This window comes from Acinetobacter bouvetii, from assembly GCF_902753875.1.
Classification (GTDB): Bacteria; Pseudomonadota; Gammaproteobacteria; order Pseudomonadales; family Moraxellaceae; genus Acinetobacter; species Acinetobacter bouvetii_A.
Window position 1 is genome coordinate 72,314 of sequence record NZ_CADDTS010000049.1, and the last position, 23,528, is coordinate 95,841.

The window sequence follows — 23,528 nt, forward strand, 5'->3', positions numbered from 1 at the left end:
AATAATGAGGGTGTAATGAAAGGTACAATTTTAGCAAGCACATTTTGTTTAGTTTTATTGGCAGGGTGTTCAAATTCTGAAGGTAAAGCTGAACCGACAGCTGTGTCAGAAAAAAAGGTTGAAAAAGAACTCACTCAAGAAGAAAAAGATAAGAAGTTCGCTGAAAATGTTGCTTCTGCGTCAACCTTAGATGAAGCGGTAAGCCGAGCAGCTCCCAAGTTAGGAGTGGAATTTCAGGACAAGGAAAAAGATAGTGTTTCTCTGGGTGCAAGTGGCCTTATTTGGTGGGCACAAGATCACTTGGTATGGAGTTCATTTGATAAAATTCCAAGTACAACCTATAACGAATTTAGAAAAGACCCATTTAGCGAAAAGGGCAAAAAAATCTGTGCCGATGTTCGTGTATCTGAGATATATACCATACGAGATAAAGATAATGTTTCCTATTTTGCAACCTTAGTTGATCGAAAAGTGCCATCCCAGTTCTACCAAGCGGTTCTATTAAAATCTACAAAAAACATTGTTGAAGGCTCTAAAGTAAGATTTTGCGGGATTGCACTTGAAAATTATCAATATAAAAATATTGCAGCGAAATATACCAACTCAATTTTTATAGTTGGAATATTGGACATCCCTACTAATAAATAATGAAATTAAGCTTCGCTAAATGGGGGGCTTTTTTGTTTCAACTTAATGGAAGTACTTCCACAGCAAAACTGTACAATGCTAATTCAAACTAAGCACAATATCCGTATTGTGCTTTTTTATTATGGCTAAAAAAGATAAATCTCAGAAACAAGCGTTAGAAACCACTCAAACCGCTGACGTTGCATGGTTTCAAAACCAATGGCAAGAACACCCTGTTGTAGGTTTAACGCCTTCACGCCTTCACCAGTTGCTGTTAGGTGCAGAACAAGGCAGCTTACAAGCCCAAGCCGATCTATTCGCAGATATGGAAGAACGTGACGGTCATATTTTTAGTGAAATGGATAAACGTAAGAAAGGCGTTAATGGCTTGCCATGGGGAGTCAATCCCCCTAAAAATGCCTCTGACCAGGAAAAGAAAATTGCAGAAGAAGTCCAGGAATGGATCGATGAAATTCAAGACTTTGAGATGTTTCTTTTTGATGCCATGGACGCAGTTGGTCATGGCTACAGTTGCCAGGAAATTAAGTGGCAGCGCTTGGGTAATTTATGGCTGCCAGAAAGCTTTGAGTATCAGCTAGCACGCAATTTCATGACCCCAGTCAATCAGCCAAATGAACTTCGACTGAATGATGGTTCTATGGAAGGTGCCGAGTTCTGGGACTTTGGCTGGTTTATTCACCGCCACAAAGCCAAGTCCGGCTATATTGCCCGTTCAGGCCTGCACCGTGTATTAAGCTGGCCCTTCCTGTTTAAGAACTATGGCATCCGTGATGTCATGGAATTTTTGGAAATCTATGGCTTGCCGATCCGCATTGGTAAATATCCTGAAGGTGCAACGGCTGAAGAAAAAATGACTTTGCTTCGAGCCGTAATGAGTGTTGGACGTAATGCTGGTGGTGTGATTCCTAAAGGTATGACCATTGATTTTGAAGATGCAGCCAATGGTGATACTGACAATCACATGGCACTCATTAAATGGTGTGAGCAGACCCAGTCTAAAGTCATTGTGGGTGGGACATTACTTAGCCAGGCAGATGGCAAGACCAGCACCAATGCACAAAGCCAAACCCATGAAAATCAGTTTGAAGTCATTATGAAATCGGATGCCAAGCAGCTTGCCCGATCCATCAATGATTCGCTGGTGACGCATCTCATGCGTTTGAACTACCCCAATATCACCCCAGACCGTTATCCAAAGTTTTACTTTGATTTAACGGAAACAGAAGACCTCAAAGTATTTAGCGAATCCATTGGCGCCCTTGTAGATAATGGTATGAAAATTCCAGTACGTTGGGCACATGAGCGAACCGGTATTCCTATGCCTGCAGATGACCAGGAAGAAATTCTGCAGAAACAGCCTGCACAATCTGTAAGTCCCGCCCCTAACCTTGCAGCCAATACTTTTTTACCTCAGCTTCTAACGCAACGTCTGGCTGCCAATACAGTGAGCGTCCCGTTAGAAGACCAGGCAATGCAACTGCTATTAAACGAACAAGTAGAAAAAAGTCAGGCTGTATCAGAGCAGTGGCTTTCAGGTTTAGTCAAGAAATTACAAACCGGAAATGAAGAAGAAGTACTACAGCTGCTGTCGGATCTGCATCCGCATGATGATGAACCGGCATTGCAGGAAAAGCTGACTCAACTGATTTTTGCATGTGAAATGCTGGGCCGTTTAAGTGCTGAAGCGGAGGCTGAATAATGCCAACCCCTCACCGTCCTGAACTAAATGCCCTGTTTAATAAGCCTCCTGCAGATGCTATTGAGTACCTGCAATCCAAAGGCTACAAGATTGGCTGGGACTGGCATCAGACTTTGGATGATGCTAATAGCCGTGCATTTACTGTGGCTAAAGTCGCCAAGCTGGATGTACTTCAGGATATTCGGAAATCCCTGATTACTGCGTTGGAAAGAGGTCAGAGTTTTGAAAAATGGCAGGCTGACATTAAGCCTATACTTCAGGAAAAAGGCTGGTGGGGGAAAAAGACTGTGATCAATCCTGCTGGCCAGGAACAGGAAGTTCAGCTTGGATCACCACGAAGACTACGCACGATTTACCATACCAATATGCGTTCAGCCTTTAGTGCCGGACGTTATAAAGCCATGCTGGAAGCAACGGCAACACGGCCATTCTGGGAATACCGTCATATCACTATGGTGAACTACCGGGAAGAACATAAAGCCTGGAATGGACGTATTTTAAGAGCAGATGACCCTTTCTGGACGGTGGCCTATCCGCCTTCTAAGTTTGGCTGTAACTGTCGTGTCATTGCTAAATCAGCCAGTGAAGTCGAAGGTAAAGAGATCTTAAGCAGTGAAGGATATCAAACCCAATACTCTGAAAAAATTGGCGTAGATAGTTTTACGGGAGCAGATGTTTATGGAACACGGCAACGTTTTGACATTCCTACTCAAGATGGCACCACACTGACCTTTAGCCCTGCTGCCGGATTTAATAACTCGCCTGCCACCAGTTACGCCATGGATCAGGTACTGGCAAACCGTGCCACCAAGTATCTGGGCAATGAACAGGGGTTAAAACAGGTTCAGCAAATCATTACGGCACCAGTTCGGCAAAAGGCACATCATGCCTTTATTGATAATGCGCTGAGCTTTGGCAAGGCACAAGGTAAAACCAGCACTGTAGGCATATTACAGACTGAAGATGTAGTATTTTTACAAAATAAAGGCCAATCCATTGAAAGCCCGATCGTGACCATTGCTGACCGTCTATTGATTGGCAAAAAAGCAAAACGGCATGAAACAGCTGGAGATGCTTTAAGTACTGCGGAATGGCAGGAGCTGCCGCTACTCATCGCTCAAGTAAAAACTGTTTTATATGATGTAAACAATGACAGTGTTTTATATGTGTTTAGATGTATGGATGGTGAGGAGCAAAAAGTTATTAAGCTTTCTTTACGCGCTCAAAATGGCGTCATTGAAATTGTGAGTGTTTTTAAAGTGAAGCAGCTAGATATTTCAGCAGGTATCCGATCTGGACAATATGAAGTCATTCGAGAGTGAGATGGCGGCCGACTTGCACAGCATAATATCAATGCCTTGCGGCATTCATAACCTTTCTATTTGGAAACTACCATCTCAGAGTTCAGTATAGATTATGAGCATCATACAAATCAATAATGACGAGTTAGTCAGAAAGTTCACTAAAGTCGCTTTGGGATTGAGCCGCCCGAAGGACTTAACTTCAGCAATTGCTGGTAGCTTCCTCACCATTGTTGAAGACAACTTTGATGCCCAGGGTCGCCCAGCTTGGGCTGGATTAAGTCCAGTTACTGAGGCTAGACGTAAGCCAGGCAAAATTCTAAGCCAGTCTGGACAACTTAGAGACAGTATTCAGCCAGACTCTAACGATACTGAAGCCAGTATAAGTACTTCCGATCCTAAAGCTGCAACTCATCAATTTGGTGCCAAACAAGGTCAATATGGAAAATCCTCACGAGGTGGACCATTGCCCTGGGGGGACATTGCTGCCCGCTCCTTTATGCCTATGGATGAAAACGGCAATTTACAGCTTGAAGCCGAGAACGCCATTTATGACGATGTAGATTATTTTTATCAGAAACTATTCGATTGAACTAAATATAGCGTTAGATAGCCGTTAGATTGCTTTTGATGATCTTTTAAAAATGTATTTGATGAATCTTGAATGAAATATTTTTTGTGTCTTAAATCGCCTTACAACGGGAAATAGAAAAATACGCAAAATAAGGAAATTCTTCCAACCCTAAAACCCTTCTCTTTTTCTCATACTCAAACTTCTTAAAACCTGAAGCAGAAGTATGAAGCTTAAAACATTGATTGCTGCTTGCTCAATGAGTTTATCAGCACAGTCTGAACATTTCGTGATTATCCCTGAAGGTGAATTCAGCGGTATCGATGGTCGTCCATTTGATGCGCCGGCATGGATTTTAACTCCAGAGCGTGGTCATGAAATTGTCGCTGTACTGAATCAACGACACATTGACATGGTCATTGATTATGAGCATGCCACTTTAAAGGCAGTTGAAACTGGTGAGCCTGCTCCTGCTGCTGGATGGTTAAAACCCAATGGTTTTGTCTATGTGGAAGGAGTCGGAATATGTAGTACTCAATTTGAATGGACCGATAAAGCGAAAAACTTTATCGCTTCGGATGAATACAAATACATCTCTCCAGTGCTCTTCTACAACAAAACCGGTGCAGTTATCGGACTGCATAGCGTTGCACTTACCAATAAACCTAATTTAGATCAGTTGCCTGAAGCCAAACTTGCAGCAGCTGCTCAAAACTTTTTATCTCAAAATTCACAACAACAGGATTCCACAATGGAAGAGCTATTAGAACAGCTGCGCTGGATGCTGAATCTGCCTTTATCTGCAACAGCGGAAGAAATTATGGCAGAGCTTGGCAAGCTGCAGGCACAGATTAAAGAAAAAACAGCCGTTAATTTAGCTGCTAATGGTCAAAACTTATATGACTTGGTTAATGCAGCACAGTTAATTAAAGGTAGTACTTTAGCGGAACTAGAACCAGATCCAACTCAATATGTACCTATGGCTGTTCATAAAGAAGCTTTGGCCCAGGCAACCTCTGTAGCTGCCAATGCGCAAGCCAAAGAAGTGGATGACCTGATTTTAGCGGCATGTTCTGACGGTCGTCTGACAGGTAAGGCCACGATTGATTGGGTCAAAGACAAGGCCAAAACCAATCCGGAATTTGTGAAGTCTTATTTAGGAGACTTGCCCAAAATCGCGGCACTTAGTCAGCAGCAGACCAGCCAAGTGAATCTTGCCGCCAATCATGAACAGCCTGGTCAGTACACAGCTGAAGATTTAGCTGTAGCTGCACAAATGGGCATTGACTTAGGAGTAGCTAACGCATGAGCAGTATTTTAAGCGGATCAGACCGTCAAACCCCACGTCGTGATTTAGGGTTAATTGTGGTGCCTGTTAAAGCAAACGCCATTGTACGTGCCGGCTATATTGCAGTAGCGGGTGCAACCGGTTTTGCAGAAGAAGGCAAAACGGCCACAGGCCTAACCTATTTAGGTGTGTTTGACGAGACCATCGACAACACAGGCGGTGCAGATGGTGACTGCGTTGTTCAGGTTCGTAATCACCAGGCATTCTTATTTGACAATGCCAGTGCAGACAAGGTTACTCAGGCCTTAGTCGGTAAAAAATGCTACATCACTGATGCGCAAACCGTGTCAGCAACATCAGCAACCAACACTAAATCTGAAGCTGGCGTGGTTTTAGAAGTTACATCTGAAGGGGTATGGATCGCATGAAAATTAATGGCGCTGTAATTTCAGCACTCTTTTTAAATTTAAGCAAAGCTTTCACCGGTGCATTTACTGCAGCACCGAGCCAGTGGCAAGAAATTGCCTCTGAGGTGCCAAGCTCAGGTAAATACAATGACTATACCTGGTTGTCTAACTTCCCTGGCATGAAAGAATGGGTGGGTAAAAAGCAGATCAAAAAACTGTCTGAATACACCTATGTGTTGGTCAACAAGCCATATGAAGCCACCATTGCAGTGAAGCGTGATGACATTGAAGATGATCAGTTGGGCATCTATGCGGCACAGGCACAAGGTGCAGGTCATTCTGCAAAACAATGGCCGGATGAGCTGGTATTTGGTGTCGTCAATAAAGGCTTCACCGAGAAATGCTACGATGGCAAACCGTTCTTTGCTACAAACCACCCTGTTGGAAAAAGTGGTGTCAGCAATAAAGGGACGAAAAAGCTTTCAGCAGCTTCTCAAGAAGCAGCAATGGCTTCCTACGGTACTGCTCGAACTACCCTAATGAGCATGAAGGATGAAGATGGACGTCCGTTAAATGTCAATCCGAACGTGCTTTTAGTGCCACCTGCGTTGGAGGCGACTGCAAATGCACTGATCAATTCTGATCGTCTGGATGATGGCAAAGCCAACTTATATAAAGGTACGGCCAAAGTGATTGTTGCTGCTTGGCTGACTGATCCAGATGCATGGTTCTTGTTAGATACATCTAAACCACTTAAGCCATTCATTTATCAACCACGTAAAAAACCTGTATTTGTACAACAAACCAAAGTTGAATCAGATGCTGTGTTTATGGAAGGTGAATTCAAGTTTGGGGCTGAAGCACGCGGTGCTGCTGGCTATGGTCACTGGCAAACTGCCTATGGTTCTGATGGTACTGTAGCTTAAGGAGTATGTCTATGTTTGCAACGCTTGAAGCAATGACGGAAAAATTTGGTGTTCGTGAACTCATTGGCCTTACGGACAATGAAAAGCCTTATCAAGACGTAATTAACATGGACAAACTGAATGCTGCGATGGATGAAGCAAACAGTGAAATCGAAGGTTATATTGCTGCTCGTTATTCCCTGCCGTTGCAAACTGTGCCGCCATTTCTTAAGTCCTTAGCGTGCCACATGGCACGCTACCATGCCTGCACCGGGGCAATGTCAGATAATGATCCCATTAAAACCCGTTATGAAAATGCGGTTAAATCCTTGAAAGAAATTTCAAAAGGAACGCTTGCTTTAGGTGGTTCACCTGTTGGTGAAAGCACTCCAGTAAAAACTTCAAATAATAGCGTGGTGATAAACATTGGACGGCATGACTTCGGAGGTCGTGGATGGTGAATCTGGATTTAGGCACCATTGAGCAAGCCATTAAAGATGTGCTGGCAAAACAGGTTCAGAGCAGAGCATGGGATTGGATTCGAGAAATTAAAACCTATGGCGGTGAATTTGATGACGATATTTCCACTATCGTGAATCACTTCCCTGCTATCTGGGTGGCTTTCGTAGGCTCTGGAACGCCTAAAAAAAGCAGTCATAACAAGACTGAATATCCGATTACTTTTGTGGTTCTGGTGGGTGCTCAATCCGTTAGAAATGAAGAAGCCAGACGGCATGGTGCAGGTTCAGACATTGGCACCTTTGCCATGCTTCATCAGGTTCAAAACCTTTTGATCGGGAATGATTTGTCATCTGAAGGTGTAAAAGGACTGAGGCCTTTAGAACTCGGCAAAACTAAAACCATTTTCAATACAAAAACTCGTAGCCAATCAATCAGTGTGTTGTCTCAAGAATTCACTACGCAATACACCATTACTGCTTCAGATTGGGACCGTGAAGAAGCGGAAACTGAATCTGAAATCCATAAAGTTAATTTTGATTATTACTTTCAGCCTAATGATACGCATGTTGATGAAAGTGATTTAGTCAATCTGAAGGAATAATAAATATGCCGCCAGTTCAAGCAGGTATTAAAACACCAGGTATTTATACTGACGTAAATATCAATACGCAGCGTGCCGGTCTTCCATCAAATGAACATAAAGTTTTATTTGTAACCGACGATGCAAAAATAATGACTCAGCCTGTTGCGATTTATGATGAAGCTGATGCAGCAGATAAGATTGTTGCCAACAGTAAAGTCGGCAAGATGATTAAAGCTGCTGTTAAAACGAATCGTTTGGTTGATGCCTATGCAATTACTTTGGCAGTGGATAATACAGATCCTCAAGTGCCATTTATTGATGTAGATGAAACCTTAGACATCATTTCACCTTTGGGTCATACCATTATTGCCTTAAATAGCGCACCGACTGTAGGTGATCAGACCATGGCATGGACTGACCATTTACACTTTGTCAGTGATGCAATTGAACAACGTCCGGCTATTTTGGTTATTCCTTTTACGGATATTGATGCAGCAACCGCATTTGCTGCCCAGGCTCCAATTGAAACAAGCTATCGAATTGTTGTTGCCTGTTATCATGGTGCCACAGGTCAAGAGGCTGAAATTGCTGGAGCAATGGCTGCTGCATTGGCTGACTCTAACGATCCGGCTGTACCATTCAATGGGGTAAATTTGGGTGGGGTTGAGCCAGTTGAAGACCGTTACAAACTCACTTTTGAACGTCAGGAACGCGCCCTTAAAGCAGGTGTTTGTGTGATTGCCACTGGTGCTGATGGTAAACCTGAAATTGTTCGTGCAGTGTCAACCTATCGGAAAAATCCAGATACCGGTTTAGCTGATGATTTAATGCTGGACATTAATGGTGCTTTAACAATTGATTACGTGCGTAAAGTCATGCGTACAGCTGCTTCTAAAGAGCGTCGTCGTAAAAATACCGCACCTCAGCGTCGTAACCTGCGTTCAATCTTTTTGGCTGAAGCATTAAAGCTGGATCATGCTGAAATTCTACAGAATGTGAAAGCAACAGCTGATCAATTGACTGTAACTGAAGATGCAACGGATCGTTATCGTGTGAATGTTTCGATTCCAGCTGACTGGGTGCGTGGTATGCACGTAGTTGCTGTAACGTTGAATGTTTATTAAATTGGGAATAATTTAAAATGGGTGATTTAATTATTGACGTGACCCGCTTAACCCAAAAACAACTTGAAGATAAGATTGTTGCAGTACGCTGGGTATTTGGTAGTGAGCTAACTCCTGACCGTTTTGCTGAAGGGCATGAGAATGATAAAAGTACCGATTGCTTAACCCTCTGTATTATTACTTTACAGAATGGTTATACCGTTACAGGACAATCAGCTTGTATTAGCCGTGAAGTCTATGATGTGGAAGTAGGTAAAGAATTGGCTTATAAAAATGCATTTCGTCAAATATGGGCTTTAGAAGGTTATCTTCTAAAAGAGCGTCTTTTCCGAGCCTCTCATTTGTTAAATGCGATTAATGAATAATTGCTATCGACCTAAAAAACCACCTTCACGGGTGGTTTTTTTATGGAAATATTTCCGCATTAAACATATATCAAAGTCTGTAAAAGTAAGTCATCTTTAATAAGAGGCTTTAAAAATGGCTGAAGAAGCTGTTGGATCAATCGTCCTGATTGTGGATGGCAAAGAATATGACTGCGCCTCATGTGAAACACAAAAACAAACAGGCCGTCGTCCAGTACCCACAATGAACCGTGAACGTCGTAATAAGTATCGTACTAGCGGCGTTAAATCATACACTTTAAATGCTGCAGTGATCATTCCTGATGGCAAAGACACCGTGGATTGGGACAATATCGTAGATGCCCGTATCTCTATTGAGTCCCCTACTGGTGGATTCCGTGAAACTTACATCGACTGTTCTACAAGTGAAGTCAGCGAGTCTTACAGTGTTGAAGGTGAAACCCGTCGTAACCTGTCTATGTTTGCTCTCGATATGCTTAAGGAGAGCATGTAATGGATCAGCTCAAAATTGAAGGCACCTTGCCTGTCGCATTAAAAAAGTTGGTGGGTCAAACTACAATTGAAAGTAAGCAAATTGTCATGAAACAGCTTACGGCAATCGAATACTATGATGCTCAAGCGAAGCTATTGCCAGGGCAATATATTGGCATTGGTGATCTGGTTGCCATGACTAAACTGGTCGATAAGGACGGCCAAGAGCATGAGATTACTTATGACATGCTTGGGCATTCGTCTAAGTCCAACCTGGACTATTTGAATAGAAAAAAAGAAGAGCTTGAAGCAAAGGAGCAAGCCGAGAGCTAAAACTTAGGGCACGGTTAATTCGTGCCCTTTTCGTTATAGGCATACCTTATGTAGAGGCCAAAAATATGCCTCTACATTTGGCCATGGCACTACTTAGTGATGAGCGGCTAGACAATACTCATCAGAATAAACCTCGTGAATCTAACGCTGTTCCACAACAATCTAACGTGCCTAAATCATCTGGCAATACCACCTATGTTTCAACTGTTCGCAAGCATTCAAAACCAAAGGCATAAACTATGAGCGGAAAAAATACTACGGTCTCATTAACGCTGCAGATTAAAGGCAATGCGGGTCAGGAAATGAAAAAAATTTCCGATCAGCAAATTCAAGCGACAACTAAAATTAATCAGCAATGGACACAGATCGGTTCCGCTAATGCCAAGTTTGTACAAACAGCGAAAGCTGGAACTCAAGCCACTGTCAATACGGCACGCGCAGGTGAAAATTTATTACGCACCAACCGGATGCTGGAGGGCGTACTTCGCCAGCAATCAATTCAGACCAAGTTGCAAAGCCAACAGTTGAAACAACAGCAATCTAGTGCTCAGCAAATGGCGAACTGGATGAAACAGGTCGCACAATCAAGCCGGCAAACCAAGCAAGAAGCCCAGCAAACTGTTTCACTCTGGCAAAAAGGTGTTGCGCTCGGCGGTGCTGCTGTAGCTGGTGGTGCTGTTGTTTCCAGTGCGTTACAAAAACCACGTGATTATGCACAGCAAATGACGTATATCACTGCAACCGCTACTGGTGGCCAGGGATTAACAGCAGAACAACGTCTTGCTAAAACCTCAACTTTTGAGGGGTTTGTAAAAAATGCTGTACGCAATGGCGGTGGGAAAAGAGAAGATGTTGCTGCTGCATTAAATGAGCTGATTGCATCCGGCAAGTATGATGAATCCAATGTTTCCTCTGCCCTTTTGTCTTCTTCAAAAACGGCTTTTGCTGCAGGTGCTGATACTGTTGATGCGGCAAAGATGACCATTGCCATGCAAAATTTTGGTGTTAAAAATCTTGATCTTGCTCAGGATAGATCCATGCGTGCAGGTCAAGTCGGAAGTTTTGAATATAAAGACTTGGCTAAATTTTTACCTGGACAAATGGCAATGGCAAAATCATTTGGGTATTCAGGTGATGAAGGTCTAGTAAAACTGTTGGCTTTAAACCAGACTGCAAAAAGCACTGCTGCTGATAGTTCTGAAGCTGGTAATAACGTGGTAAACCTGCTTCAAAAATTATCCAGCCGTGAATTGGCTGACACCTTGGCTGATAAGGTTAGCAATACAGATGGTCTACCGACAAAAGCTGTCAAGAATAAAAAAGGACAAGTCGTTAGTCAGGAATTTGATTGGGCCACTTATTCCACCCAGCAGCGTGAACAGGGTGTATACGGTGTTGAAGCTTTCGTAAAGTTGCTTGAACGTCAATTACAGGGTAATGCTCAATATACCAAACTGCAAAAAGAAGCGAATGCAGCAAAAACTGATGAAGAACGCAAAGCCAAACTTGAAGATATGAGCAACATTGCCATGGGCAGCGAGTTAGGACAATTTTTGGCAGATCGTCAGGCTTTATTGGCGGCAATGGCTGCTGTCTATAATAAGGATAAGACAGTTGCCTTGGAAAAAGAAATTGGTAATGCTGCAGGTACTGTTGATTCCGACCTAAGCATGATTAAACAGACTGAATGGGCTAAAGATCAAGCTGCAGATCAAGAAGGCTTATTTGCTCAATCGAAAGCTTATGATTCAGTATCTGAAACGCTTGGGAAGGTAAAAGAAAATATTACAGATTGGGCACAAAAGCATGAGGAGTTGGCTGCTAATGCATATAAGGCTTCTGTTGCATTGGCTGCCGTGGCAGCAGCAGGAGCTGTAGGTACTGTTTTAGGTGGTGGTAAAGGTGGTGCGGGTAAAATGTTAGGTGGCGCAGCAACAGCTGCACGTGCAGGTGGAAGTCTGCTGGCTACAGGCGCAATGAGCACAGCAGGTCAAGTGGCTATTGCCGGTGTCGCTGGTTATGGAATTGGTACTGGTATTCGTGGTGCCTATATGACAACTGAAGCAGGTCAAAGTTTTGATGACAAACTTGGTGAAAGCATCACTAAAACGCTGGCATTTTTTGGTAATGATAATGCTAAAGCCGCACTAGAATCCCAAGCTAAGTACGATGCCATGATTGCCCAGCAAGAACAGTCCAACAAACTAGCATCCGATTTATCTGGTAAACTCAGCACATTAATTAGTGTCACTCAAAACAATAAACCGGTCATTAATTTATCTGGCAGTCCACTCATGCAATCCATGTCTTCTACTTCTTCAAATGAAGAGAAGCGACATGGGGCACCACCCGCCTATTTAATGCGGAAATAAGGAAGTGTTTCCACGCTTAAACCTTTGATTAATTCATGAAAATAGCCTCACTAGATGTGAGGTTTTTTTATGGGTTGGGCAACTGATTTACATGATGCAAGTTTTCGCGGGGTACAGTTTGAATGTACAACGATTAACGACTCTTGGTCTAAAACTATTGCTGTCCATCAAGCACCCTACTCTAACGATGCTTCTGTAGAAGATATGGGTAATGAACCGCGTCGAATTTCTATTCAGGCACTTTATGCAGGTGAAGACTATCTAACCTGGCTAAATGCCCTTTTAGCAGCTTTACAAGAAAATGGACCTGGTGAACTTATCCATCCAATTTTTGGCATCTGCTACGCTCAAGTCACAAACCATAGTGTCAATCATGATGTTGATAATTATGACTCTTGTTCATTTTCAATTGATTTTGTGATTGCACAAAGTCAAAAGAAAGAACGTTTTATTCCAGTAAGAACACAAAACTTTATTCAGCCGATTGATATTATTTCAAACCCTGCTGAAGCATTTAAGAAAGCGTTAGAAAAGCTAAAGCTAAACGATAAGAATGCATTTTTTAGCGTCATTAATAAAGTTCGTACTGGCTTACAAACCGTCCGTAATATTATGGGCATCGCTAAAAATGCCATCGAAGATATTTTATCTCCAGAGACCTGGGCGACTGGTTTAATTGATGACATCACCAAGCTTGTTACTTTCGATACCAGCATTTCGGCCATTTCAAAATGGCGTGAAGTAATTAAGCGTATTCAACGCTTTGATAGGCTTTTTGATACTGATGATACTGAGCATGAACCTGCTGAATTAAAACAGTTATGGCGGGCTACCCAAGTTGCATCTGTCATTGCCATCTCACAAAGTGTCGTTGCAACTGTGCGTAATGAAATGGCACAAAATCAGGAAACCAGTTTTACTCCAGTTGAACTTGCAACGATTCGTCAACAGAACCGTCAAACCCTACAAGAAGTCATTAATCTTGAACGTGAACAAAATGTTTTGGGTATCGATGCTGTTAGCCAGATTCAGGTTTATAAGGACATTGCTGATCAGGTTCATTTACAAATCCAAGAACTCATTGAGATCCGTCCGCCAATTACAACTGCACGTATTCAAGTGCCATGTACCCTTCATTGGTTAGCCCATTTTTTATATGAAGATATGGAACGTGCTGGTGAAATCCGTCGTTTAAATCCTGATTTGGTTAACCCTGCTGTATTGCAGCCTGGCATGGAGATTACGATCTATGCTCGATAATACGGATACAGCAATTCGCTTGATCATTGGCGGCTTTGAGATCAATACTTGGGATGATGCTTCTATTGATAGTCAGATTGATACGCCAGCCGAAAACTGGAGTTTTAGTCTATTCAGTGAAGATGATTTAGAACTTCCAGAGTCAGTTAAAGCCGGCGCAAAAATACAAGCCTACTATGGGAATGAGCTAATCCTAACCAGCATTGCTGATGCTGTTGAAGAAGGCTGTGACCGTACTGGATATGCCCTTAAAATCTCTGGCCGTGATTTGGCAGGTCAATTAATTGATTGCTCAGTTCCTGTCTTTAATGGCCGTCAAATTAACCTGGAAGAACTGATTAATAAGTTTGTTTTATCAGGCAACTTAAGCAGCTTATTTTCAAAATTCAAAATCCAGAATAATAGCTGGCTAAAAAATAAAGTCTCTGTTGAACCAGGAGAATCATTATGGGATGCCATTGTAAAAGCAGCTCAAGTGACTGGTCAGCATGTATGGCTTGAGCCAGACGGAACTCTTGTTATTGGTGATCCATTCAAGGATGCTTATCAAGCTAGTACCAGCCTAAAATTAATAAAGTATGACAACACCAATAATGTACTGGATGCACGATATACCGAAGATATCTCTAACGTATTTACTGACATTAAAATTTTGAGTCAGGATGCCAAAGGTCAACATATTTTAGCCAGTGCTACTGCGGATACACAGTTTAGTCATAAGCGTTTAAAAATCGTTTCATTAAACGATGTTGAAACTAAAGCTGAAGCTGATGCAGCGTTAGAAAAAATTAAAAAAGATAACAATCTTCAAGCTTATTCCATGCTGGCCACTGCGTCTGACTGGACGCTGGATGACAAGGTTTTTTCAGCGGGCTGGTATATCAATTTCCAAACCAATCGTTTAACTCGCGCAACAGCAAAATGGGCTGTGATCGGGCGCACCCTCACGTTATCCAGAAGCGGTGGTAAGAAGACATCTCTTAAATTGCATCGTCAAGGTGATTGGGCACAACCCCTACTCTATAAAGAGCCTCAAAATACCACGTCAAAAAAATCTAAAAAGACCAAAGCCACCAAATTAGATAAGGATGAAAAGAAATGATTGAAGCTGTGCAACGCCAAATAAAAAAAGGTCTTGGTCAAATTAGACAGTCATTCCTTGGGATTGTGGCACGGGGTAGTTCAAAGAATCTTCAGCTAACAGGCTTTGCAGATGAAGTGCTGGATGAAACTGAACTTTTACAGCAAGTCGGTTTTAGTTCTTACATCCCAGATGGTTGCCGAGTGGTGGTTATCCCTCTCCAAGGCAAAACTTCACGCTCCATTGTCATTGCCACTGATGGTGCGCCAATTGTGGTTGAAGTTGCTGAAGGTGAAACCTGTATTTATGACCAACACGGCCACAGCGTTTGGCTGAAGGAAGACGGCACACATATTAAGGGTGATTTGTTTGTGGATGGAAATCTTCAATCCACTGGTGATGTATCTGATAAGAAAAGCTCCATGCAAAAGATGCGTGAGATTTATAACGGCCATACCAATGGCAACACACCACAACCAAGCCAGCAAATGTAGGTGATGACATGGCAACGATCAATTTAGAAACTCGTGATTATGTGCTGCTCAGCCTAGATGCTGCATTCATCAATGACGATGTGCAGTGTGTTTGCCTGCGCTTAGGCATTCATCGTGGGAAATATTGGGCAGATCCTAATCGCGGAAGCCGACTTTATACCTTAAAACAATCTAAAGACTTAAGCCGGAATGTTCTATTAGCTAAGCAATATGCAGAAGAAGCGCTTGAAGATTTAGTACCAGGTCGTTTTGACTCTATTGTGGTCAATGCATCCCAGTCGGAACAAAGCCGAGTTGATTTAACCATTGATGTGACACGCCTTACAGGTGAAAGCCAAAAGATTCTTTATTTTGTTCCAGTTGGAGGCTGAGCATGTATTCAATTCCTACTTTTACTAAATTGCATCAAGTTGTTGTTCAGGAAATCCGTAATCCAACTGGCTTAACGATTACATCAGATTCTGATGCATCCATCCGTACTGATGGTGAAGTTTCATTAGTTGAAGGCTTATATCATCACCAAGCTTATATTCTACGTCAGCTTTTTGTTCAAACTGCAGATGAACCTTATTTATATATTCATGCTGAAGAACTCAGTGTCCCGCGTTTAGGCGGTACACGTGCTGCTGGTACGGTTAAAGCTAAATCTAACGCGCAAATTACCATTGAAGCCGGGACAAAAGTAACCGATGGCAAAGGTCATTTCTGGAGTGTTATTTCTGAAACTGTAGTTCAGCCAAATATTACAACTGAAATTAGCGTAAATGCTGATCAGGTGGGTGCTTCCTGGAACTTTAGAGGTACATCTTTACTTTGGGTCAGCCCAATTGCAGGCCTGAGTGGAACTGCTGAAGTCATATCCATTGCAGGTGGCTCTGATGAAGAAGAGCTTGAGGCATGGCGTGCCCGTATGCTTGAAAGCAAACAGCTTGGACAGGCCCGTGACCGTGGTTCTGACCTTGAACGGGCCATGAAAGGTGTTCCTGGCGTAGATAAAATTTATATTTATAAAAAGCGTCGTGGCTTGGGTTCCATGGATGTCGCCATCACTGCGGTCGGCAGCCCTCCCACATTGCCCACCCAGGCCTTAATAGATGCGGCTCAAATCGTATTAGATGAAGAAGCCGGGTTTTGGGCGGATTGCCGAGTGTATTCACCAACCGAACAACTATTAAATATCAGTGCTGTGGTGAAAGGTGCTGGTGTGAATTACACAGACGTGGAAACGACGATCCGAGACTATATGGCTGAACTTGCTCCTGTTGAAGAGTATCATGCCAATACTTTGGTCACTCGAATTATGGCTTTAGCAAATGTCGAAGATGTCACCTTAACGCCTAATTCTAATGTTCAGCCGATTGTGAACTGGATGTACACCTATTGGTTACGTGCCGGCACTGTCACAGTGAGTGCTGCATCATGACCTTAGAACAAACGACCGAGCTTTATGCATCAGTACTACGTCAATTACTGCCAGTTGGTGGTTATGACAATTCACCCAGTACCACTTTAGCTATTGACGTCTATGCACATGCCAAACTGTTGGCACAGGCAGATTTAGATGCCAAACGACTGTTAGGCATTTTGGAAGCAATTCCACCTGAGCTGATTGATGAATATGAAGCAGAATATGGCTTACCGCTGAAATGTACTGTAAATGCTAGCCGAACTGTTGAAGAACGGCTTCAGATTTTAAACTGGGTGCGTACCAGTCGAAATGTATTGAATCGGGCTTATTTAGAGCAGCTTTTAGCTATTTTTGGTGTGGTTTTAATAGATGTGGTGAAGTTTAAGCCTATGTTATGCACCGCAGCATGTGATTCTCCAGTCAATACAGAGCAGCTACGCTATAAAGTCTTTTTAAGACTTCAGTATCCAATGAATGCGGATATGAACTGCATTATTGAAAACTATTTATCAGGATATTTACGTATTGAATGGATGGTTGATATGCCTTGGGGAGATTGGATTCTTAACCCTGGCGTTACTGTAAATACCACCGGTATTGCACATTACACGGCATATAAAACAAACCAGCGTGAATACTATGATAGCAACGCAGAATTAGATTTAACTGAAGCAATTGTGCGTTCATTGCATGATGCCAATATGCAACAGTGGCAAGCGGTGAAAGATGCTTGTAGTGCATTAACATCAGGTAAAACATGGACTTTTGACACAAATAATGAAGTTATCAAATACATTAATAGTAGCTTAAGTGATGATTGTAGTGGATCAAAATGCCCGACATCAGAATATGTGTGGTACGGAAGAGATACATTGAAAACAATCGCATACTTTACTGAAATAACAAAAGCTGAGAGTGTTTGTCAAACAATAAAACCCGTCGGTGCTGCTGAATATCGATATTTAAATAGTTTTGATGTAATTTCATTTAACTGTGCATATGGTGGGAACAAGGGTTCAAGCTACTGGAGTAGACAAGAAAATAATGCTTATGATCCATCAGCTCTACCGAATGAAACCCGCTTAACTTTCGGTGAAATAGCACAAAAAATCATTTCAAACATTCAAAACTCAAATCAAGCAATTTCACTACTTGCTGAAACTTATGCTGAAGCAGTTGCAAACAGTATCTTCAGCACAGACGAATCAAAACAGTTTGTGAAATTAACTGATCTGTTCTCCCAACTCGAACTCAATAAAACATTAAGAACTTAAGGAACTATCATGAAACGAATTGATAGCGTAAACGCTCGCGCTGATGTAAACGGGACCGGTAAAAAAGGCTTTCATGACAATGCGGATTTGGCGGGTCAAGATGCGACCTATTTGACACCGGGCTGGTTAAATGCGATTCAGGAAGAATTGGCTAACCTACTGGAAATGAATAGCAAAGTTCTGAATGCTAATAACAATGCACAGTTATATGATTTATTAGCAACTGAAGAAAGTTTATTGGCACTCAGTTCCGCTGTTGAAGATCGCCTACAGCAAGCTCAGCAGGATCAGGAAACAGCTGACAATATCTTGCAAACCCAGTTACAAGATGCAATTGAGCTGTTGCAACAACAAATTTCCAATTTATCTAGTGGCCTAGCTTCTCTTTATCCAAAAGTGATTATGGCGGGTGTAATTAAGCCAGGACAAGCTACTGAAATCAAAAAGCCTGATGGCAGCAATATTAGCTTTCTTGATACCCGCTATGCTATTCAGATCATACCAGAAGGCTACCATGAAGGTTGGGGCATTTCACGACAAGATAATAGAATTGGTATTGATGTTTTTAATCGATCTGGTACTGCCCGTGTTGGCTATTCAGGCAATATTAACTGGTCTATTCTCCAAACTGAAGGCCTGACTTCATCAGCCGGGAATGGTGATTATGTCTATACGGGAACACCTGTAGTTTTCCCAATTCTAGCTGGAGAATCCAAGTCATTCCTATTGATTGGTGCCGGTGGCGGGGCTGGTTCATCACGTTATGAAGATCTAGTGGCAAACTCAAATCCAGCACAACTCAAAGGCGCAAACGGCCAGGATACTTATTTATCCATTGATGGTACTGCTATTGTATTTACAGCTGGCGGCGGTAAAGCTGGCGTAGGTGGTGTAGATGGTGGATCTGGTCAGTACATCAATGGTACGGCTGGTGAAGGTGGCTTGTGGACCATAAGTGGTGAATATACTTCTGCTACTCGAACCAATGGCCAGGCAGGTAATGCAACAGGTGCTAATCATAAAGGTGCGAAAACGGATTCAACTGGACGCGGTGCTGGTGGTGACGGTGCAAATGGTTATTTGACTGCGACTGAAGGCTTTGGCGGTGGTGCGGGTGAAGGCGCAAGACTTTCTATTATTTATACCAATAATACGGCCAATACTCAGTATGCACGTTTATATGTGGGTCAGTCTGGTAAAGGTGAACAATCTTTATTAACTACAGGTGAAAATGGTGCTGTGGTCACACCTGCTAACTATATAGTCGGTGGTGACGGTGCAAATGGTTTTGCTCGTGTATCTAGTGCTGTTTGATCTATAGTCATCTAACGCTTTTGATGTAAAGCGTTAGATTTTCATTCAGTGCAGAATAACTGCAATTTATTCAGTGCAAAATAAAAAGCAAATTAGTGCAAAAAAAGCCGAAAACTTACATATTCCGTGGGTAAAATTTTCCCTCTTTTTACCCATAAATAGCAAAAATCAGGTCAGAACGGTTCAAACAGTATCGGACAATCAAGGCAATAAAAAAGCCCTTAAATATTGATTTTAAGGGCTTTTTTACATTCAGTTGGATTTCTCTGAATTGATATTTGGTGGAGGTGGCGGGAGTTGAACCCGCGTCCGCCAGCACTACGCTCGAGAATACTACATGCTTAGATATCGTCTATTGTTTTAACTCTTTGTGACCCGACGAACAGGGTACAAATCGCGATCCTCTAAGTTTAGTACAAAGCCCCGAGGCTTGGCTTTATACGGACTTGTGTGCGTGCGCTTCAGTCGGACTCTCTAACCACAAGTATTCGGAGAGGCGGACAAGCTGCCCTTAGGCAGCTAGAGCGTATGATTCGTCGTTTGCGACTATTAAAATGCAAATTTGATTTACGAGAGAAAATGCGCTCTCGACATGCATCTATGAGTTTCATCACCAGCGTCGAAGCCAGAAACACCCCCAAAGTAATCACAATCATAGCATAAATGTTCAAATCTGCAGCGCGTTTTTTAAACATTTACACAAACAGATGCGATTAATTCAATAATTGCGCTAATATTTTATTTTTCAAGTCCAATAAAAGAAAAATTTATGAGCTATTTACTTGCACTCGATCAGGGAACTACCTCTAGCCGTGCGATCATTTTTAATGAACAAGGAAAAGTTCATGCAACAGCTCAGCGTGAAACGCATATTTCAACCCCACATTCAGGCTGGGTAGAACAGGATGCACAGGAAATCTGGACCACGCAAATTGCTGTGGTACAACAAGCTCTTGCTTCGGCGCGTATTCTGGCCAAAGATATCAAAGCCATTGGTCTCACTAATCAGCGTGAAACGACTGTGGTTTGGGATAAACGCACTGGTAAACCGCTGGCTCCTGCCATTGTGTGGCAAGACCGTCGTGCAACTGAATGGTGCAGCCAACTCCTACAACAAAATTTGCAGAATAAAATCCAGCAAAAAACCGGTTTAAGAATCGACCCCTATTTCAGTGCGGGAAAACTTGTGTGGCTGCTGGAAAATATTCAAGGCTTACGTGATTTGGCCGAGCAAGGTCATGTAGCCTTTGGTACCGTCGATAGCTGGCTCATGTGGAATCTGACTCAAGGTGCAGAACACGTCATAGAGACCAGTAATGCCTCGCGTACCATGCTGATGAACCTGCATACTCAGGCTTGGGATGAAGAGCTACTGGAGCTGTTTCATATCCCGCATTCGGTTTTACCTCAGATCATCAGTTCAGACAGCTATGTGGCAGACACGGCTACAGGCTTGCTCGGCGCCAATATCCCCATTATGGGCATTCTAGGCGATCAGCAATCGGCACTTTTTGGGCAATCCTGTTTTGAAGTGGGGAGCGCAAAAAATACTTATGGGACGGGTTGTTTCATGCTGTTTAATACCGGCCATGAAGTTCAGTTAAGTCACAACAAACTCTTGAGTACTTTAGCCTGGCAATGCGGTAAAAAAACCAGCTATGCCTTGGAAGGGAGCGTCTTTATGGCCGGAGCCATTGTGCAATGGCTGCGTGATGGTTTAGGAATTATTCATAAAAGTAGTGAAGTCGAACAGCTGGCTTGCCAAGTAAAGGATACTGATGGCGTGGTTCTCGTACCTGCTTTTACTGGACTGGGTGCGCCGCATTGGGACAGTGAGGCTCGTGCCCTGCTCTGCGGCATGTCGCGTGGAACCAATAAAGCCCATATTGCCCGTGCGGCATTGGAATCGATTGCCTTTCAGGTATCTGATGTCCTTATGGCCATGCAATCCGATATTACCCATCCCTTAAAAGAACTGCGTGTCGATGGCGGTGCAAGTAGCAATGATATGTTGATGCAATTTCAGGCTGATATCTTAAATGTGCCTGTCCTGCGGCCTAAAATGCTGGAATCTACCGCTTGGGGAGCTGCAGCCATGGCTGGATTAAAATCTGGGGTATTTTCCAGTCTTTCGGATATTTCAGCCTGTTGGCAACTAGAGCGTTCATTTGAGCCCAAGATGAATGAAGATCAGCGCCAGTTTCATCTAGACAAATGGCAAACGGCCTTAAAACGGGCTAAATCAGATATTTAATACCTTTAAATTCTAGACTTCTTTCATAAATCATTTTCCAATAACTATAAGTTGTTTGTACTACCAAAATAAAAAAATAGATTTTAGCAGGTATTGGATTTATGAATGTGGCATGGATGCCACACGTTTCCCATCCCTTGCGCTGCATTTTAAAGCAGTGCTTAAAACTGGCTCAGGACGTCGTGTATGGGAAACAAAAGGTTTTTGTCGACTTTTGACCTTTCAAAAGTCGAGATATTGCCTACGCAAAAACATAAAAATTTAATCCATCAAATGGGGCCGTACTGATTTAACAATAATCCAAGATTAAACACCTTTTGATTTATGTAAGAAACCTGCTTATCCAAAACTGTAAAAAACCGCTTCGAAAAGCGGTTTTTTTATTAGTGTGCATGACCACCACCGGTGACACCCACTTTCGGCCGTGGGCAGAGCCAGATGATGAGTCCAGCAAAAATAAATACCATCGCCAAAATTAAAAACACATGGTTTGCCGATAAGGTCGAGGCTTCTTTATCAACCAGACTGGCAATATAACCCAAACTGCTTTCCGGGGTCATTCCCCTTTGGATCAGGGTATTTTGCACTTCATCGACATGTAAAGTTCCGACCATTTCACTACGTGCCACTTTGCCATGATCATCCCAAATAGTAACGGCAATAGAGGCGCCAATGGCTCCAGCCATGGTTCTGAGGAAGTTCATCAGCCCCGCAGCCGAAGCCATTTCCTGTGGCAATACAGAAGCCAGGGCCATATTGGATAATGGAATAAAGAAGAACGGTACAGCAAAACCTTGCAAAATTTGCGGGAAAGCCAAGGCCATAAAGTCTGCTTCTGTGGTCCAGAAGGCCCGCATCAGGGTCACACCACCCAGCAGACATAATCCAAAACTGGCCAATGCACGCTGATCATATTTGGTCGCCAGTTTGGCCACAATCGGAGACATCAGCAAACTGCCGAATCCCATGGTCGCGGTCAGATAACCAGCCCAAGTGGCGGTATAACCCAGATTGATCTGTAACCATTGTGGAATCATGACAATACTGCCAAAGAATGCACCAAAGCCAAAGGCCAGAGCCAAGACGGAAATGGTAAATCCACGATATTTAAAAATCTGGATATTTACCACCGGATGGCGTTCGGTGAGTTCCCAAATGGTAAAAATGATGAGCCCAACCAAGGCGATAATCGCCAGAATGACAATAAACGGATTGTTGAACCAGTCACGTTCATGGCCTAAATCCAGCATCAACTGCAATGCCCCAATCCATAAGACCAGCAGCATTAATCCCCCCAGATCAATTTTAAGTTTGTTGGTTTCCGTTTCAGCAGGTTTCAGCAAACGCATCGCGGCGAGTGCACAGCCAATTCCGACCGGAATATTGATAAAGAAAATCCAGTGCCAAGACCAGTTATCACTAATGGTTCCGCCCAGAATAGGCCCTAAGATCGGTCCCACAACGGTAGTCATGGCCCACATCCCCATGGCCTGCGACTGTTTCTCCGGTGGAAAAATACGCATTAGTAAGGTTTGACTGAGTGGCATAATCGGTCCGCCAAACAGGCCTTGTCCAATTCGGCAAAATACCAGCATTTCCAGACTGGTGGATAAGCCACACAATACCGAAAATAAGGTAAAGCCAAACAAACTGATCACAAAGATGCGGACTGTACCAAAGCGTCCCGCCAGCCAGCCGGTTAAAGGTACACAAATGGCTTCGGCAACGGCGTAGGAGGTAATGACCCAAGTCCCTTGCGATGCAGAAACGGCAAGGCTACCGGTAATATGTGGCACTGAGACATTGGCAATGGTCATGTCCAGCACGACCATAAAGTTGGCAAAGGCCAGTACAAATGCCGCCAGCAGTAGGCGGCCACCGGTCAGATTCGGTATCGGAGTGTAGTTATTCATA

At 43.0% G+C, this 23,528-nt stretch carries 23 protein-coding genes, 1 other RNA gene and 1 pseudogene; 23 read left to right on the plus strand and 2 right to left on the minus strand.

Features of this window, described 5'->3' with window-relative positions:
* Positions 1 to 15: 15 nt before the first annotated feature.
* From FB6_RS15630 to FB6_RS15735, 22 genes and pseudogenes are all read left to right on the plus strand, one after another.
* Positions 16 to 648, plus strand: coding sequence for a hypothetical protein (locus FB6_RS15630; RefSeq protein WP_174560808.1), 633 nt, complete (start codon positions 16 to 18; stop codon positions 646 to 648).
* Between the two features lie 121 nt (positions 649 to 769).
* The gene (locus FB6_RS15635) at positions 770 to 2,347 is read left to right on the plus strand and encodes a DUF935 domain-containing protein (protein WP_174560809.1); all 1,578 of its coding nucleotides are present in this window, start codon (positions 770 to 772) and stop codon (positions 2,345 to 2,347) included.
* The gene (locus FB6_RS15640) at positions 2,347 to 3,669 is read left to right on the plus strand and encodes a phage head morphogenesis protein (protein ID WP_174560810.1); all 1,323 of its coding nucleotides are present in this window, start codon (positions 2,347 to 2,349) and stop codon (positions 3,667 to 3,669) included. Before FB6_RS15635 ends, FB6_RS15640 begins: the two co-directional genes overlap by 1 nt.
* Before the next feature lie 94 nt (positions 3,670 to 3,763).
* A complete protein-coding gene (locus tag FB6_RS15645) occupies positions 3,764 to 4,240 on the plus strand; it encodes a phage virion morphogenesis protein (protein WP_174560811.1) in 477 nt (158 codons plus the stop codon).
* Between the two features lie 205 nt (positions 4,241 to 4,445).
* A complete protein-coding gene (locus FB6_RS15650) occupies positions 4,446 to 5,528 on the plus strand; it encodes a phage protease (RefSeq protein ID WP_174560812.1) in 1,083 nt (360 codons plus the stop codon).
* The gene (locus FB6_RS15655; RefSeq protein WP_174560813.1) at positions 5,525 to 5,935 is read left to right on the plus strand and encodes a hypothetical protein; all 411 of its coding nucleotides are present in this window, start codon (positions 5,525 to 5,527) and stop codon (positions 5,933 to 5,935) included. The genes FB6_RS15650 and FB6_RS15655 overlap by 4 nt, the downstream gene beginning before the upstream one ends.
* On the plus strand, positions 5,932 to 6,840 hold the full coding sequence (locus FB6_RS15660; RefSeq protein ID WP_174560814.1) for a Mu-like prophage major head subunit gpT family protein: 909 nt from the start codon (positions 5,932 to 5,934) through the stop codon (positions 6,838 to 6,840). The genes FB6_RS15655 and FB6_RS15660 overlap by 4 nt, the downstream gene beginning before the upstream one ends.
* Positions 6,841 to 6,851: 11 nt before the next feature.
* Positions 6,852 to 7,280 carry a gp436 family protein gene (locus FB6_RS15665; RefSeq protein WP_174560854.1) on the plus strand — a complete coding sequence of 143 codons (429 nt, stop codon included), beginning with the start codon at positions 6,852 to 6,854 and terminating at the stop codon, positions 7,278 to 7,280.
* Positions 7,274 to 7,882, plus strand: coding sequence for a phage protein Gp37 (locus tag FB6_RS15670; RefSeq protein WP_174560815.1), 609 nt, complete (start codon positions 7,274 to 7,276; stop codon positions 7,880 to 7,882). Before FB6_RS15665 ends, FB6_RS15670 begins: the two co-directional genes overlap by 7 nt.
* A 296-nt stretch (positions 7,883 to 8,178) precedes the next feature.
* Positions 8,179 to 8,988, plus strand: coding sequence for a phage tail sheath C-terminal domain-containing protein (locus FB6_RS15675; protein ID WP_174560855.1), 810 nt, complete (start codon positions 8,179 to 8,181; stop codon positions 8,986 to 8,988).
* A 17-nt stretch (positions 8,989 to 9,005) separates the two neighbouring features.
* Positions 9,006 to 9,353, plus strand: coding sequence for a Gp49 family protein (locus FB6_RS15680; RefSeq protein ID WP_174560816.1), 348 nt, complete (start codon positions 9,006 to 9,008; stop codon positions 9,351 to 9,353).
* A gap of 115 nt (positions 9,354 to 9,468) precedes the next feature.
* Positions 9,469 to 9,846, plus strand: a complete 378-nt coding sequence (locus FB6_RS15685; RefSeq protein ID WP_174560817.1) for a hypothetical protein — start codon at positions 9,469 to 9,471, stop codon at positions 9,844 to 9,846.
* Complete coding sequence (locus FB6_RS15690; protein WP_174560818.1) at positions 9,846 to 10,157, plus strand: hypothetical protein; 312 nt, start codon at positions 9,846 to 9,848, stop codon at positions 10,155 to 10,157. Before FB6_RS15685 ends, FB6_RS15690 begins: the two co-directional genes overlap by 1 nt.
* A 65-nt stretch (positions 10,158 to 10,222) precedes the next feature.
* Complete coding sequence (locus FB6_RS15695) at positions 10,223 to 10,393, plus strand: hypothetical protein (RefSeq protein ID WP_016167220.1); 171 nt, start codon at positions 10,223 to 10,225, stop codon at positions 10,391 to 10,393.
* A gap of 3 nt (positions 10,394 to 10,396) precedes the next feature.
* Positions 10,397 to 12,529: a phage tail tape measure protein gene (locus FB6_RS15700; protein WP_174560819.1), complete on the plus strand. Its 2,133-nt coding sequence runs from the start codon at positions 10,397 to 10,399 to the stop codon at positions 12,527 to 12,529.
* A 69-nt stretch (positions 12,530 to 12,598) separates the two neighbouring features.
* The gene (locus FB6_RS15705; RefSeq protein ID WP_174560820.1) at positions 12,599 to 13,789 is read left to right on the plus strand and encodes a DNA circularization protein; all 1,191 of its coding nucleotides are present in this window, start codon (positions 12,599 to 12,601) and stop codon (positions 13,787 to 13,789) included.
* Positions 13,779 to 14,891, plus strand: a complete 1,113-nt coding sequence (locus FB6_RS15710; protein WP_174560821.1) for a phage baseplate assembly protein — start codon at positions 13,779 to 13,781, stop codon at positions 14,889 to 14,891. Before FB6_RS15705 ends, FB6_RS15710 begins: the two co-directional genes overlap by 11 nt.
* Positions 14,888 to 15,364, plus strand: a complete 477-nt coding sequence (locus FB6_RS15715; RefSeq protein ID WP_174560822.1) for a phage baseplate assembly protein domain-containing protein — start codon at positions 14,888 to 14,890, stop codon at positions 15,362 to 15,364. Before FB6_RS15710 ends, FB6_RS15715 begins: the two co-directional genes overlap by 4 nt.
* 8 nt (positions 15,365 to 15,372) lie before the next feature.
* Positions 15,373 to 15,735, plus strand: a complete 363-nt coding sequence (locus FB6_RS15720) for a phage GP46 family protein (RefSeq protein WP_174560823.1) — start codon at positions 15,373 to 15,375, stop codon at positions 15,733 to 15,735.
* Positions 15,736 to 15,737: 2 nt separating this feature from the next.
* Positions 15,738 to 16,787, plus strand: coding sequence for a baseplate J/gp47 family protein (locus FB6_RS15725; RefSeq protein ID WP_174560824.1), 1,050 nt, complete (start codon positions 15,738 to 15,740; stop codon positions 16,785 to 16,787).
* Positions 16,784 to 17,302: pseudogene (locus FB6_RS15730) on the plus strand (hypothetical protein); the annotation flags it as partial. The gene FB6_RS15725 and the pseudogene FB6_RS15730, both read left to right, overlap by 4 nt.
* 753 nt (positions 17,303 to 18,055) lie before the next feature.
* Entirely contained in the window at positions 18,056 to 19,360 is a 1,305-nt protein-coding gene (locus FB6_RS15735; protein ID WP_174560825.1) for a hypothetical protein, read from the plus strand.
* Positions 19,361 to 19,639: 279 nt separating this feature from the next.
* Here FB6_RS15735 and ssrA read toward each other — a convergent pair.
* Positions 19,640 to 19,999: a transfer-messenger RNA gene (gene ssrA / locus FB6_RS15740) on the minus strand.
* A 130-nt stretch (positions 20,000 to 20,129) separates the two neighbouring features.
* Here ssrA and glpK point away from each other — a divergent pair.
* Positions 20,130 to 21,614 carry a glycerol kinase GlpK gene (gene glpK / locus FB6_RS15745; protein WP_174560826.1) on the plus strand — a complete coding sequence of 495 codons (1,485 nt, stop codon included), beginning with the start codon at positions 20,130 to 20,132 and terminating at the stop codon, positions 21,612 to 21,614.
* 383 nt (positions 21,615 to 21,997) lie between these two features.
* Here glpK and FB6_RS15750 read toward each other — a convergent pair whose 3' ends face one another.
* Positions 21,998 to 23,527, minus strand: a complete 1,530-nt coding sequence (locus tag FB6_RS15750) for a DHA2 family efflux MFS transporter permease subunit (protein WP_174560827.1) — start codon at positions 23,525 to 23,527, stop codon at positions 21,998 to 22,000.
* Position 23,528 lies beyond the last annotated feature (1 nt).